The sequence below is a fragment of the Sphingobium sp. YR768 genome, from assembly GCF_900111125.1.
Lineage (GTDB): Bacteria > Pseudomonadota > Alphaproteobacteria > Sphingomonadales > Sphingomonadaceae > Sphingobium.
In genome coordinates, this window is the sequence record NZ_FOGE01000014.1 from 38,764 (window position 1) to 51,555 (window position 12,792).

Consider the following 12,792-nt stretch of genomic DNA (forward strand, 5'->3'; position numbering starts at 1 on the left):
CGCAGGAGCACAGCCTTACTTGCCCGCAAACCCGTCCTGATACTCGGTCTTGATCGCCTTGCGCATCGCCGCGTCTATGGGCAGCACCACGTCATAGCTGCCCTCCGCATAGGGGCCGGCGCTATAGGGGCCGACCACCACGGTCATGGCGTCGATCAGCTTGCCGTCTTTCGATGTCGGCACGATCACTTCCGCCATCGGATCGATACATTGGGTAAAGGGATCATCCCCCCGCACCACCGGCGCGCCGCGCTTTTCGGCACGCTGTCGATCCAGTTCCTTGCAGAAAGGTTCGCGGATCGCGGTGGCGAAGGCGGCGGGCGTCGTCATCAGCGCCTTGACGCTGGTCTCGCGATGGCGCGCTCTGTCCCACAGCACAACGTCATAGCCGGTCATGCCATGCGCACCGCCGGTATAGACATAAGTCTGGGATTCGAGCGACAGGAAGCGCGGCGTGTCCGCCTCGACGCTCCACTTTCTATCCAGACTGTGCGCGCGGAACGGAAAGCCCGACTTTTTGGCCGCCGCGCTGTCGTCCTTCGCCATTTTCAGCGCATCCGCTTTGGCGGAAGCCGCTTCCTTGCCGAACTTGTCAACAAGCGCCGGGATCGCGGCCGCCTGCCCTGGATAGGCGTAAGCGAATTCGAGGAAATCATTTTTCTCCGCCAGGGCAAAGGCCTTGGCGGGCGGCGGAGGCTGGGGCGTGCCCGACATCCTGTCGGCATAGCGGGACGCCGCAGCATTGGCGGAGGCGTTCCCGGCCGCCTGTTCAGACGCCGATTGTTCAGATGATGGCGAACAGGCGGCGAGCAACAGCATCGCAGCGAACCCCAGCCCCCCGTTCCGCATCAGTGGGCCTGCGCCGCGCGGCAGCGTTCACCCACAGCCTTGCGCGCATAGTCGCTGTCCATCGCCCGGCCGGCATTGGACCAGCCCTCGGCGATCAACGCCTGTTGCACGGCATTGCTATTGTCATATTGCCCGGTTTCCGCGAGCGCATAGGCCCGCGCCCGCGCCGCCTGAAGGCTGCGGTCGTCACCATATAGCATCATCCATCTCCTTCTCTTTTATATGCCTGAGAATCTAGGCCTCTGCGGTCAGTTTCGCAAAGGAAGAATGGGCCGGTCGTGCGATGGGCGCGATGAATTTTGCCCTTCCCTTCGCCAACCGCTTTCCCCTACACCCGCGCCATGACCGACCTTGCCGACCTTCTCAAAGCAGACAACCAGCAGCCTGCCCGTTCGATCCATCTGATTGAAGCGAAAGGCTTCGATGCCTGGCTTGCCGCCCAGCCAGCGCCGGCACGCGCCATCGTCTCCGCGCAGAAGTTCCGGGGCAAGGCCGGAGAACAGGCGATCCTGCCCGGCAGCGGCGCGGACGACTGGTCCGTCGTGGCAGGCGTCGCGGACAAGGAGGCCCTTGGCCCCTGGTGCCTCGCGCGCCTCGCCGAAACGCTGCCCGAAGGCAGCTATCGTCTGGCGGAAGGATCGATCGGCGCGGCGGGCCTTGGCTGGCTGACCGGCCAATATCGGTTCGATCGCTATCGCAGCGATGATATGCCCGCCGGCCCGCGCGTGCTGCTGACGGGGGATGTCGCGCGGGTCGACCAGACCGTGCAACTGGCAAAGGCCGTGGCGCTGGTGCGCGACCTCGTCAACACGCCCGCCGCCGACATGGGGCCGCCCGATCTGGAAAAGGCGACGGAAAGCGTCGCCAAATCCTTCGGCGCGACCGTCACCGTCACGCGCGGCGATGCGCTGGAACAAGGCTATCCGATGATCCACGCCGTCGGCAAGGCGGCGGACAAGGTCTTCGCCCCGCGCCTCATCGAACTCGACTGGGGTGATCCCGCCCATCCGCGACTGGCGCTGGTGGGCAAGGGCATCTGCTTCGACAGCGGCGGTCTGGATATCAAGCCCTCCTCGGGCATGCGCCTGATGAAGAAGGATATGGGCGGGGCCGCCCATGCGCTGGCGCTGGCGGAACTGGTGATGGCCGCGCGCCTGCCGGTGCGACTGCACCTGCTGATCGCGGCGGCGGAAAATGCCATCAGCGGCAATGCCTTCCGCCCCGGCGACATTCTCCGCACCCGCAAGGGTCTGAGCGTCGAAATCGGCAACACCGATGCCGAAGGGCGTCTGGTGCTGGGCGACGCCCTGACCCGTGCGGGCGAGGACAAGCCCGACCTCATCATCGATTTCGCGACCCTGACCGGCGCGGCGCGCGTTGCCCTCGGTCCCGACCTGCCCGCCCTCTTCGCCAATGACGAAGCGCTGGCCGCGCAGATCGCCACCGCCGGAACGGAAGTGGACGACCCGACCTGGCGCCTGCCGCTGTGGGATGGCTATGCCGACATGTTGAAATCCGACGTCGCGGACATCAACAATGCGGGCGAAGGCGGCTTTGCCGGTTCGATCACCGCCGCCCTGTTCCTCAAGCGCTTCGTGCCGGACGATACGCCCTGGCTGCACCTGGACACCTTCGCCTGGCGCCCCTCCCCCCGGCCCGGTCGGCCAAAGGGCGGTGAAGCGTTGGGATTGCGCGCCGTTTTCCGCCTGTTACAGCAACGCTACGGACGCGGCGGATAGTCGCCGTCCGTTACGCAACCGGATTGGGAATCATGCGTTAAGCCCGCATGAACGCCCATTCAGCCACCGATATCGAACGTCCCGGCATCCAGCCTTTGGGCCATTGGATGCGAACTCTGGTAGACTATGTCCGATCGGGCAGGCCGGACCTGACCAACCGGCAGATGGCGTTGATGATGACCGTCTATATCGGTTCCGGCCCGCATACGGTGCGCGGCCTTGCCGAGGCGCTGCATGTGTCGAAGCCCGTCATCACCCGCGCGCTCAACAAGCTTTCGGCGCTCGGCTACCTCCGCCGGGAGCGCGATGCGGCGGACCGTCGTAATATTTTCATCACCCGGACCTCAAAAGGGGCGGAATTCCTTGACGCCTTTCACCATTTCATCGCAGGAACCGCGCGCGATGATAGGCATCAACACCCCCATGCGGAACGGACCGCCTGAAAGAACCCGGTTCAAGCTTGACGGCCGTTCGGTCGCGCTCGACCGCCGTGTCCATGCCGCGCGCGGCGATCTGGCCGATCTGGCGCTCGCCGGCGTTCTCTTCTCCGCCCATTATGCCCGCGCGGTGGCCTTCACCTGCATTGCGCCGGGCGCGCCCATCTTCTCCAGCACGTCGCCCACTGCCGAAGCGGTCAGCGAATTGCTGCGCGGCGAAACCTTCCATGCGCTGGACGTGACCACGGACTGGGCATGGGGCTTTTGCGGCCATGACGGCTATGTCGGCTATATCCGCCGCGACGCGCTGGACCTGCTGGAAACGCCGACCCACCGGATCGTCGCGAAGACGGCGCCGCTGTTCAGCGCGGCCGACATCAAGTCGCCGATCGCGGACTATTGGCCGTGCGGCGCGACCTTCACCGGCGAGACGCAGGGCGATTTCGTCGTCTGCGCCGAAGGCTATATCCACGCCCGTCATGTAGAACCGGTCGATGCGCGCCCAGCCGACTGGGTCACAGTCGCGCAATCCTATATCGGCCAGCCCTATGTCTGGGGCGGGCGCGGTCATCGCGGCATCGACTGTTCCGGCCTCGTCCAGATCGCCCTCGCCCGGGCGGGCATCTTCGCCCCTCGCGACACGGACCTGCAATGCGAAGGCATCGGCGCGCCGATCGAAAGCGATGCGGCGCTCCGGCGCGGCGACATCATCTTCTTTCCGGGCCATGTCGGCATCATGACCGATGGCAAGACCCTGCTCCATGCCAACGCTCATTGGATGGCGGTGGTGGAAGAGCCTCTGGCGGATGTCGTCGCGCGCCTTGCCGACGCCCATATCCAGCCCATCGTCGCCCGGCGGAGATTGACGCCATGACCACGAACATCTTCATCGACGGCGGTCACGGCACCACCGGCATCGAAATCGCCGACCGGCTGGCTGGTCGCCCCGAACTGTCGCTGATCACCGTGCCGGAGGAAAAGCGCCGGGATGCCGGTGCGCGGCGCGACGCGCTGAACGCCGCCGACATCGTCATCCTCTGCCTGCCGGACGATGCCGCGCGCGAGGCCGTGTCGCTCATCGACAATGACACCACCCGTGTCATCGACGCATCGACCGCCCATCGCGTCGCGGATGGCTGGACCTATGGCTTCCCCGAACTGGAGCCGGGCCATCGGGACGTGCTGGCGAACAGCCGCTTCGTCGCCAATCCGGGGTGCTGGCCCACCGGCTTCCTGGCGCTGGTGCGTCCGCTGGTGCTGGCTGGCCTGCTCCCTGCCGACTGGCCGGTGACGGTGTCGGGCGCTTCGGGCTATTCGGGCGGCGGCAAGGCGATGATCGCCGATTATGAGGGCGATACGGGCGCACCCAGCGCTTTTCTGCCCTATGGCCTCGGCCTTGGGCACAAGCATGTGCCGGAAATGACTCGCTATTCCGGCCTCGCCCATCCGCCGCTCTTCGCGCCGGCCGTCGCCAATGCCTATCGCGGCATGATCGTGGAAGTGCCGCTGCAACTGCGCGCCATGCCCGGCACACCCTCTGTCGCCGCCATTCAGGATGCGCTGGCCGGCGCTTATGCCGGATCGCCGATCGTCAGCGTCGCCTCCTCGGAAGACAGCGCCGCCATGGGCAATGTCACGCTGGAACATGTCGGCGCAACCGACCGGCTCGCCCTGTTCGTCTTCGGCAATGAAGATCGGGGTCAGGCGCGGCTGGTGGCGGCGCTCGACAATCTGGGCAAGGGCGCTGCGGGCGCCGCCGTGCAGAATCTCAACATATTGGCAGGCCTCCCCGAAACGGCAGGCCTGCGGCTGTAAAAGCCTTTAGTGAATGGTGCCGAGTGGCTGGTCGTGCGTCAGCAGCACGATCAGCCTTTCAATCTGCCGCCAGTGGCAGAAATGGATATGATTGCCCTGATCCAGGCTGCGATCGGCGCGAGCCGCCGCTTCATAGCCGGCATTGGCCCCGAACAGCGCCATCAGTTCGGCAGCGTCCTCATAGGTCTTGCGACCCGACAGATATGGCACCTGCATTGCAACCCCGCTCATTGTCTTTTCGACATTTTAGTGGAAGAAGCCATTCAATCTCCGTGCCATTTCAATGCTTTGGCTCACATGGCGGGGCACGAGGGTAAACCCTCCATTAGCCAAGTCCCATATTGACGCATCCATCCCGATATGGGGCATATGGTCCGGAAATGGCGCACCACCGATGCCGGGACAAAGCCACTGGCCTTCCCGCACTGCCCATGGCAAAACCCGATCCATGACCACGGGCAAGAAGAATCCGACCGGCGCTGGCGCGATCATCGCTTTCCTGATCCTGGGCGGCGCCATCGTCGGCGGATTTATGGGCCAGCCGAGCATCGGGCTGCTGGCGGGAGCCGGCATCGGCGTCGCGATCGCCCTGCTGCTCTGGCTGCGCGAACGCGACAAATAAGCGTTACAGCACCTGCGTATCCGCCTTGCCCGGCGCTGCGCCCCGATTTAGACGGGAGCGCATGAACAAACATTTCATCGTCCTGCCACTCGTCGCTCTGGCTCTGGCCGGCGGCACCTTCCTCTATCTGGCACAGGGCGATAAGGCCCAGTTGCCCGCCGGCGCCGATACGGGCAAGGAGCCGGTGTTCACCGCCCCGCGCAGCGAGATGCTGCCCACGGTCAACATCGCCGAAGTGAAACCCTGGAAGGGCAATGAACAGCCGGTCGCGGCCAAAGGGCTGACGGTCGCCCGCTATGCCGATGGCCTCGCCCATCCGCGCTCAATGCTGCGCCTGCCCAATGGCGACATATTGGTGGCCGAAACCAACAGCCCGCCCCGCCCCGAAACCGGCATCGTCAACCGGGTGATGAACTATCTGATGAACAAGGCGGGCGCCGGCGTCCCCTCCGCCAATCGCATCACCCTGTTGCGGGATGTCGATGGCGATGGCAAGGCGGAGACCAAGACCGCTTTCCTGACCGGCCTCAACTCGCCTTATGGCATGGCGCTGATCGGCGAAACCCTCTATGTCGCGAACACCGATGCGCTGATGGCCTTCCCCTATAAGGAAGGCGATACCAAGATCAGCGACAAGGGCCGCAAGATCCTGGACCTGCCCGCTCAGGCGCCCAATCAGCACTGGACCAAGTCTCTCGTCGCCAGCCCGCAGGGGCTGCTCTATGTCGGCGTCGGCTCCAACAGCAATATCGGCGACAATGGACTGGAAGTGGAGAAGGGCCGCGCGCTCGTCCTCGAAGTCAATCCCAGGACCGGCTACAAACGCATCTTCGCCTCCGGCCTGCGCAACCCGGTCGGCCTCGCCTTCGAACCCAAGAGTGGCGAATTGTGGGGCGTGGTCAATGAACGCGACATGCTGGGCGGCGATCTCGTCCCCGACTATCTGACCCGCGTGGAATTTGGCGCTTTCTATGGCTGGCCGTGGAATTACTGGGGCGGGTATGAGGATCGCCGCGTGCAGCCGCAGCGCCCGGAAATCCGCGAATATACCAAGCGTCCCGACTATGCGCTGGGCAACCATGTCGCCCCGCTCGGCCTGACCTTCGCCGACAAGGTGCAGTTGGGTGCACCCTATACCGACGGCGCCTTTGTCGGCCTGCACGGTAGCTGGAACCGCAAGCCTGCCGCCGGCTATAAAATCGTCTATGTCGGCTTTGCCGATGGCGAGGCAGGCAAGGCCAAGCCGGTCGACGTTCTGACCGGATTCCTCGACAAGGATGGCGCCGCCCATGGCCGCCCGGTCGACGTGACCGCCGACGCCAAGGGCGCGCTGCTGGTCAGCGACGATGTCGGCGGCGTCGTCTGGCGCGTGACGAAGGGGCAATAGCCACAGGACAAGGTGCTCCTGCGAAAGCAGGAGCCCAGTTCCGCGCTCCCGACTGGGCTCCTGCTTTCGCAGGAGCACGCCACCTTAAATCGTCAAACCATTCCGCCCGGCCAACTCAACGACATATTGCCAGGCCACGCGGCCCGAACGACTGCCGCGCTGGGTCGCCCACTGGATCGCCTCCAGCGGATCGAAGCTGAGGCCCAGCTTGCCGGCATAGCCGCTGACGATCGCGACATAGGCGTCCTGATCGATCGCATGGAAACCCAGGCTCAGCCCAAAACGGTCGGACAGCGCCATCTTGTCGTCGATCACGTCGCGCGGATTGATCGGATCATCCTGCTCGGCCAGATGCCGCGGCACGATATGGCGGCGATTCGACGTTACATAGAGGCGGACATTGGCCGGTCGCGCCGCCGTCCCGCCCTGCAACAGCGACCGCAGCGCGCGCGCATCGCCCACACCATCGCCGTCAAAGCCCAGATCGTCCAGAAACAGGATGAAAGGCCGGGTCGTCGCACGCAGCAGCGAGAAGAGCTTGGGCAGGCTCGCCAGTTCGTCGATCGCGCATTGCATCAGGGCGATATCCTGCCCGTCCGCCTGCAATTTGCCGACCACGCCCGCGACTACCGCCGACTTGCCGGTGCCGCGCGCGCCCCACAACAATACGTCATGCGCGGCATGGCCGGCGGCATGGCGGCGGCTGTTATCCAGCAGCGCGCCCTTCTGGGCGTCGATCCCGCTCAGCAGCGCATAATCCACCGGCGCGAACGCCTCCACCGCATGAATGGCATGGCCATCCCATATATAGGCGGATGCGGTCGCCAGATCGGCAGACACGGGCGGCGGCGGGGCCAGGCGCTCCAGCGCCTCGGCAATGCGGGTCAGAAGGGCTTCGCTCATGGCGGCGGCTTAACCGTCGATCCTGCGTCCGACAAGTTACCTTAGAGTTTGTTTGGAAATGCGCCTCTGGCGCATCCGCACCGGCCTTCAAACGAGTCACGTGCCTCGTTTGAAGGCCGGTGCGGTTCTTGAAATGCGCTCTTTCGCGCATTTCCAAACAGACTCACATATTCCCACTTTGTCATGGTCGTTACGCAATGGCCTTTTACTCGCGGAAATCGGGGACTATATCGCGGGGGCCGTGACTATCGCACAATCAGCCTTTTCCACCCGATCCTGCCCCTATGGCGCCGAGGCGCTGCGGGAGGCGGCCCTTCTGATCCGCGCCGGAGAACCGGTCGCCGTTCCCACCGAAACCGTCTATGGCCTGGCCGCCGACGCCACCGACAGCAGCGCCGTCGCCGCGATCTACAGCGCGAAAGGGCGGCCCAGCTTCAATCCGCTGATCGTGCATGTCGCCGATCGCGACATGGCGCAAAGGCTGGCGGATTTCTCGCCCGTCGCCGCGAAACTGGCCGATCGCTTCTGGCCCGGCCCGCTGACGCTGGTGTTGCCCGTGCGCGCCGACAGCGGCCTGTCGCCGCTCGTCATGGCCGGCCTACCGACCGTGGCGCTGCGCCTGCCCGCTCATCCGGCGATGCGCGCGCTGATCCGCGAAAGCGGTTGCCCCCTCGCCGCCCCGTCCGCCAACCGCAGCGGATCGATCAGCCCGACCCGGGCCGAACATGTGCTCGCCAGCCTGAATGGCAAGATCCGCATGATCCTGGACGAAGGCCCGACCAGCGAGGGCCTGGAATCCACCATCGCCGCCCCGGAAGCCGACCGCGTCCGCCTGCTGCGCCCCGGCCCGGTGACGGCTGCGATGCTGGAGGAGGCGACCGGCCTGCCCGTCACGACCGGCGGCGACGCGAAAATCGAGGCGCCCGGCCAGCTCGAAAGCCATTATGCCCCGTCAAAGCCGGTGCGGCTGGATGCGCTGCGCGCGGAGAAGGATGAATATCTGATCGGCTTCGGGCTGATGCCCTGCCATATCAATCTCAGCCCGGAGGCCGATTTGCGGGAAGCCGCCGCCAATCTGTTCGCCGCGCTGCACATCGCCGACGCCAGCGCCACGCCGCGTATCGCCGTGGCGCCCATCCCGATCGAGGGGATAGGCGCCGCGATCAACGACCGGCTGAAACGCGCGGCCGCCTGATCCGGCCTGATCTCCGGGCGGTCAATCCGTCAACCGCAATTACCGTAACCGGCCTCCCGGCACTGCTTGCGCCGTTCCTTGTCCGCTTTCTTCCGCTCCTTGCCTTCGCGCGCTTCCTGCTTGCGCATCTTGCGGCCATAATTGCGGTCGGCCTCTTCCTGGCTCGTCGTCGTCCAGTCGACCACCTGCGATCCGGCCCGCACCGGCGCCGTCACCACATTCGCCACCGTCCGCACGCAGCCCGGCAGCGCCAGCAACAGCATCGGCGCAGCGATCAGCATCTTCTTCATCATCATCCGTCCCCCGACCATCGGTTCGCCGCGTCCCTATCATGGTTCAGATGAACCATCGACTAAGGACGCCTCAAAACAGGATGGACCGTTGGAGGCGATTGGGGCGGGAGAGGTCATTCTTTCTACCCCTCTCTCTTGAGGGAGAGGGGTGCGATGACTTGGCTGCTTGCTGCCCTAGTCGTAGCTGGGTGAGGGAGAATGCAGGCTCACCCAATCGCGCGCGCCTATCCCCTGTCCCCCTCATCCAACTCCGCCTAAGCGCCTTCGTCGCTAAGGCTTCATATCCTTCTCCTTCAAGGGAGAAGGTAAATTAACAGCCCCCCTTACCCCTCGATCCGCGCCGCAAAGCCCTTGCGCAGCTTGGCCAGCTTGGGCGGGATCACCGCCATGCAATAGGGGTTCTGGTCGCCGACCCGGTCCCAATATTTCTGGTGATAATCCTCCGCCGGATACCAGGGCGCGTCCGGTTCGATCGCGGTGACGATCGGGTCGCTCTGGTCCGCCTGCGCCCGCTCGATCCCGGCGCGCGCTTCCGCTTCCTGTTCCGCCGAATGGGGGAAGATGGCGGACCGATATTGGGTGCCGATATCATTGCCCTGCCGGTTCAGCGTCGTGGGATTATGCGTAGCGAAGAAGATGTCGAGCAGGTCGGCATAGCCAATGACCGAAGGGTCATAGGTGATGCGGATCGCCTCGGCATGATCGGTCGCGCCCGAACAGACCTGCTCATAGGTCGGGTTGGGCAGCTTGCCGCCAATATAGCCGCTCTCCACGCCCTCGACGCCCTTCAGATTCTGATAGACCGCCTCCGTGCACCAGAAGCAGCCCCCGGCCAGCGTCGCGATTTCCTGCGTCATTGATCATTCCCTATCCGTGTTTGGCCGCACAGATAGGGAGGATCAGGCCGCTGTTCCAGCCTCTTCCCGCGCCGCTTCCGCCTTGGCCCGTTCCTCGGCCACCAGTTCCTTGCGGGACAGCTTGCCGACCAGCGTCTTGGGCAGGTTCAGGCGCACTTCCACCTCGCACACCCGCTCATGCTTGCCCAGTTGCGGGTTCAGCCAGTCCTTCAGGCCCGGCCCGTCAATCTCCGCGCCCTCGTTCAGCGTCACGAACGCCTTGGGCTGCTCGCCGCGATAGCGATCGGGCACGCCGATCACCAGCGCCTCCTTGACCGCCGGATGATGATAGAGGACCGCCTCGACCTGGCTCGGAAACACCTTGAACCCGCCGACCGCGATCATATCCTTCAGCCGGTCGACGATCTTCACATAACCATCTTCGTCGATGATGCCCACGTCACCGGTGCGTACAAACTCGCCGACGAACACCTGCGCATCCGCATCGGGCCTGTTCCAATAGCCCTTCATGATCTGCGGCCCGGCAAAGAGCAGTTCGCCCGGCTCGCCCTCCGGCGGCGGCTTCGTGGGGTCTTCGCGATCGACCAGCTTGACGCGCGTGCCCGGCACCGGCTGCCCCACCGTCCCGGTCTTGTTCAGCCCTTCATAGGGATTGGAACAGACGATCGGACTGGTTTCGGTCAGGCCATAACCCTCGATCAGCTTGGCGCCCGTCGCCGCCTCGAACTTCTGCTTCACCTCCAGCGGCAGCGGCGCGCCCCCGGAAATGCACGCCCGCAGCGAAGAAAAATCGACATTGCGGATCGCGGGATGGTCCAGCAGCGCCTGATACATGGTCGGCACACCCGGCAGCGACGTGGCCTTCACCCGCTGCACCGCCGCCAGCACCTGCGCCGCGTCGAAGCGCGGCAGCATCACCATCTCGCCGCCATTGATGACGGTGCGGTTGAGCGTGCAGGTATTGGCGAACACATGAAAGAAGGGCAGCACCGCGATGATCCGGTCGGCCTCATGCGCATGCGGATCGATCGCCTGCGCCTGCCGCGCATTGGCGGTCAGATTCTGGTGCGTCAGCATCGCCCCCTTGGGCGTGCCGGTGGTGCCGCCGGTATATTGCAGCAGCGCGATGTCGTTGACGGGGTCGATCGGCGCCACCGCGCAATCGCCCTTGTTCGCCATGAACCGATCATAGCGGATCACGCGCGGATCATCGGGCAGAGGGGTGCATTCGCTCGCCTTGAACCAGCGGAACAGCAGCGACTTGACCGGCGACAGCACCTCGGCGACCGATCCGACGATCAGCGTTTCCAGCGTGCTTTCCTCCAGCACCTTGAGCGCCGTCGGCAACAGCGCCTTGGCCGACAAAGTGAACAGGATCTTCGTGCCGCTATCCTCGACCTGATGCTCCAGCTCGGCGGCGGTATAGAGGGGGGAGAAATTGACGACGATCGCGCCGGCCGTCAGCGCGCCATAATAGGCCGCGACATAATGGGGCGTGTTGGGCAGGTACAGGCCGACCCGGTCGCCCTTCTTCACCCCCCGCGCCTGCAATCCGCAGGCGATCCGGCGGATCTGATCATGCATCTCGCCATAGCTGAACTTGCGGCCCATGAAGTCGATCATATGGGCATGGGGATGCGCCTTGACGCTTGCCTCCACCATCTCGCCCATCGACATCGGGGTGAATGTCTGGTCCCAGGCCGACGGGTGCTGGTACCGCTCTCTCCAGATTTTTTCTGTCTTCTCCATGCCCGAAGTCTATGGGCATGACGCACTTTACGCAAGCGTCAACCAACGCAAAAAGGGCCGCGCCGAAATGCCGGCGCGGCCCTTAAAATTGCTGCATCGCAGCGACTTAGAACAAGCCGCCGATGACGCTACGGCATCACGCCTCGCCCTTGTTCCCGCCGAACGGGTCCAGGATCGTGGCACTGCCGGAGATGAAGACGGACTCGCTCTTGAGCGCATCCTCCGCGCGGCGCGCGGCGTCGTCGCGCTCGCGGCGCAGTTCGTTGATCAGCGCCTCGCGGTCGCCATCCAGACGCGAATCGGTCGGCGCTTCGATGCCTGCCTTCTTCGCGGCCTTGGTCACCAGGCCGTCCAGTTCGCGCTGCGAACACAGGCCCAGCGTCACCGGGTCCTTGGGCGTGATGTTGCTGATGTTCCAGTGCGTCCGATCGCGGATCGCCGCGATGGTCGTGCGCGTGGTGCCGATCAGCTTGCCGATCGCGCCGTCCGAAATCTCCGGATGGTTGCGCAGGATCCAGGCGATGCCGTCCGGCTTGTCCTGACGCTTGCTGACCGGGGTGTAACGCGGCCCCTTGGTGCGGCGGACCGGCTCGGGGCCCTTCAGCATCTTCAGCTTGTAATCGGGGTTGCTTTCGCCCTTGTGGATTTCGTCCATGGTGATTTCATGGGCGCGCACCGGATCGCGGCCGGTATATTTGATGCTGGCGGTGTCATCGGCGATCGCCTGCACTTCCAATATGTGGAGCCCACAGAATTCCGCGATCTGGTCGAAGCTCAGAGCGCTGTTGTCGACCAGCCAGCTGGCGGTCGCGTGGGGCATGAGAGGCTGGGACACGGGGGTCTTCTCCGGCGTAAAAACGATAAGGGCCGCCCAAGCAGGGCGGCCACGACGGATCAGAGATAGAACATCCCGCCGCATCCGGCAACAGAATCCTTGGGAAAAGCG

Annotated in this window: 15 protein-coding genes; 7 read left to right on the top strand and 8 right to left on the bottom strand. The window is 64.7% G+C overall.

What is annotated here, in order from left to right; genetic code table 11:
* Positions 1 to 15: 15 nt before the first annotated feature.
* Together BMX92_RS15770 and BMX92_RS15775 are read right to left on the bottom strand one after the other, a co-directional pair.
* The gene (locus BMX92_RS15770; RefSeq protein WP_093018199.1) at positions 16 to 849 is read right to left on the bottom strand and encodes a DUF4163 domain-containing protein; all 834 of its coding nucleotides are present in this window, start codon (positions 847 to 849) and stop codon (positions 16 to 18) included.
* A complete protein-coding gene (locus tag BMX92_RS15775; protein WP_093018368.1) occupies positions 849 to 1,049 on the bottom strand; it encodes a hypothetical protein in 201 nt (66 codons plus the stop codon). Before BMX92_RS15775 ends, BMX92_RS15770 begins: the two co-directional genes overlap by 1 nt.
* 141 nt (positions 1,050 to 1,190) lie before the next feature.
* On the opposite strand from BMX92_RS15775, the gene BMX92_RS15780 reads away from it, so the two are divergent.
* From BMX92_RS15780 to argC, 4 genes are read left to right on the top strand one after another with little or no spacing between them, the layout of a single operon-like run.
* Entirely contained in the window at positions 1,191 to 2,588 is a 1,398-nt protein-coding gene (locus BMX92_RS15780; protein ID WP_093018200.1) for a leucyl aminopeptidase family protein, read from the top strand.
* 47 nt (positions 2,589 to 2,635) lie between these two features.
* Entirely contained in the window at positions 2,636 to 3,031 is a 396-nt protein-coding gene (locus BMX92_RS15785; RefSeq protein WP_093018201.1) for a MarR family winged helix-turn-helix transcriptional regulator, read from the top strand.
* Positions 2,991 to 3,899 (top strand): C40 family peptidase, encoded by a 909-nt coding sequence (locus tag BMX92_RS15790; protein WP_093018203.1) that lies wholly within the window; start codon positions 2,991 to 2,993, stop codon positions 3,897 to 3,899. Before BMX92_RS15785 ends, BMX92_RS15790 begins: the two co-directional genes overlap by 41 nt.
* Positions 3,896 to 4,840 (top strand): N-acetyl-gamma-glutamyl-phosphate reductase, encoded by a 945-nt coding sequence (gene argC, locus BMX92_RS15795; protein ID WP_093018204.1) that lies wholly within the window; start codon positions 3,896 to 3,898, stop codon positions 4,838 to 4,840. Before BMX92_RS15790 ends, argC begins: the two co-directional genes overlap by 4 nt.
* A 6-nt stretch (positions 4,841 to 4,846) precedes the next feature.
* Here argC and BMX92_RS15800 read toward each other — a convergent pair whose 3' ends face one another.
* A complete protein-coding gene (locus BMX92_RS15800) occupies positions 4,847 to 5,056 on the bottom strand; it encodes a hypothetical protein (RefSeq protein WP_177185080.1) in 210 nt (69 codons plus the stop codon).
* Between the two features lie 232 nt (positions 5,057 to 5,288).
* On the opposite strand from BMX92_RS15800, the gene BMX92_RS27380 reads away from it, so the two are divergent.
* Positions 5,289 to 5,462 carry a hypothetical protein gene (locus BMX92_RS27380; protein WP_177185081.1) on the top strand — a complete coding sequence of 58 codons (174 nt, stop codon included), beginning with the start codon at positions 5,289 to 5,291 and terminating at the stop codon, positions 5,460 to 5,462.
* 61 nt (positions 5,463 to 5,523) lie between these two features.
* Positions 5,524 to 6,849: a PQQ-dependent sugar dehydrogenase gene (locus BMX92_RS15805; protein ID WP_093018206.1), complete on the top strand. Its 1,326-nt coding sequence runs from the start codon at positions 5,524 to 5,526 to the stop codon at positions 6,847 to 6,849.
* Between the two features lie 84 nt (positions 6,850 to 6,933).
* On the opposite strand, the gene BMX92_RS15810 is transcribed toward BMX92_RS15805, so the two are convergent.
* Positions 6,934 to 7,752: an ATP-binding protein gene (locus tag BMX92_RS15810; RefSeq protein ID WP_093018208.1), complete on the bottom strand. Its 819-nt coding sequence runs from the start codon at positions 7,750 to 7,752 to the stop codon at positions 6,934 to 6,936.
* 241 nt (positions 7,753 to 7,993) lie between these two features.
* Between BMX92_RS15810 and BMX92_RS15815 the strand changes: the two genes are divergently transcribed.
* Positions 7,994 to 8,947 (top strand): L-threonylcarbamoyladenylate synthase, encoded by a 954-nt coding sequence (locus BMX92_RS15815; protein WP_093018372.1) that lies wholly within the window; start codon positions 7,994 to 7,996, stop codon positions 8,945 to 8,947.
* Between the two features lie 29 nt (positions 8,948 to 8,976).
* Here BMX92_RS15815 and BMX92_RS15820 read toward each other — a convergent pair whose 3' ends face one another.
* The 4 genes from BMX92_RS15820 to BMX92_RS15835 form a co-directional block, all read right to left on the bottom strand.
* On the bottom strand, positions 8,977 to 9,240 hold the full coding sequence (locus BMX92_RS15820) for a hypothetical protein (RefSeq protein WP_093018374.1): 264 nt from the start codon (positions 9,238 to 9,240) through the stop codon (positions 8,977 to 8,979).
* Positions 9,241 to 9,563: 323 nt separating this feature from the next.
* Entirely contained in the window at positions 9,564 to 10,097 is a 534-nt protein-coding gene (gene msrA / locus BMX92_RS15825) for a peptide-methionine (S)-S-oxide reductase MsrA (protein ID WP_093018210.1), read from the bottom strand.
* A gap of 42 nt (positions 10,098 to 10,139) precedes the next feature.
* Positions 10,140 to 11,846, bottom strand: a complete 1,707-nt coding sequence (locus tag BMX92_RS15830) for a long-chain-fatty-acid--CoA ligase (protein WP_093018212.1) — start codon at positions 11,844 to 11,846, stop codon at positions 10,140 to 10,142.
* A gap of 136 nt (positions 11,847 to 11,982) precedes the next feature.
* Positions 11,983 to 12,666 carry a DUF1013 domain-containing protein gene (locus BMX92_RS15835; protein WP_093018214.1) on the bottom strand — a complete coding sequence of 228 codons (684 nt, stop codon included), beginning with the start codon at positions 12,664 to 12,666 and terminating at the stop codon, positions 11,983 to 11,985.
* Between the last annotated feature and the right edge of the window lie 126 nt (positions 12,667 to 12,792).

Bases quoted from the DNA above. Each gene is read 5' to 3' on its own strand.
- BMX92_RS15770 (WP_093018199.1), bottom strand. From the start codon at position 849: ATGCGGAACGGGGGGCTGGGGTTCGCTGCGATGCTGTTGCTCGCCGCC.
- BMX92_RS15775 (WP_093018368.1), bottom strand. From the start codon at position 1,049: ATGCTATATGGTGACGACCGCAGCCTTCAGGCGGCGCGGGCGCGGGCC.
- BMX92_RS15780 (WP_093018200.1), top strand. From the start codon at position 1,191: ATGACCGACCTTGCCGACCTTCTCAAAGCAGACAACCAGCAGCCTGCC.
- BMX92_RS15785 (WP_093018201.1), top strand. From the start codon at position 2,636: ATGAACGCCCATTCAGCCACCGATATCGAACGTCCCGGCATCCAGCCT.
- BMX92_RS15790 (WP_093018203.1), top strand. From the start codon at position 2,991: ATGATAGGCATCAACACCCCCATGCGGAACGGACCGCCTGAAAGAACC.
- argC (WP_093018204.1), top strand. From the start codon at position 3,896: ATGACCACGAACATCTTCATCGACGGCGGTCACGGCACCACCGGCATC.
- BMX92_RS15800 (WP_177185080.1), bottom strand. From the start codon at position 5,056: ATGCAGGTGCCATATCTGTCGGGTCGCAAGACCTATGAGGACGCTGCC.
- BMX92_RS27380 (WP_177185081.1), top strand. From the start codon at position 5,289: ATGACCACGGGCAAGAAGAATCCGACCGGCGCTGGCGCGATCATCGCT.
- BMX92_RS15805 (WP_093018206.1), top strand. From the start codon at position 5,524: ATGAACAAACATTTCATCGTCCTGCCACTCGTCGCTCTGGCTCTGGCC.
- BMX92_RS15810 (WP_093018208.1), bottom strand. From the start codon at position 7,752: ATGAGCGAAGCCCTTCTGACCCGCATTGCCGAGGCGCTGGAGCGCCTG.
- BMX92_RS15820 (WP_093018374.1), bottom strand. From the start codon at position 9,240: ATGATGAAGAAGATGCTGATCGCTGCGCCGATGCTGTTGCTGGCGCTG.
- msrA (WP_093018210.1), bottom strand. From the start codon at position 10,097: ATGACGCAGGAAATCGCGACGCTGGCCGGGGGCTGCTTCTGGTGCACG.
- BMX92_RS15830 (WP_093018212.1), bottom strand. From the start codon at position 11,846: ATGGAGAAGACAGAAAAAATCTGGAGAGAGCGGTACCAGCACCCGTCG.
- BMX92_RS15835 (WP_093018214.1), bottom strand. From the start codon at position 12,666: ATGCCCCACGCGACCGCCAGCTGGCTGGTCGACAACAGCGCTCTGAGC.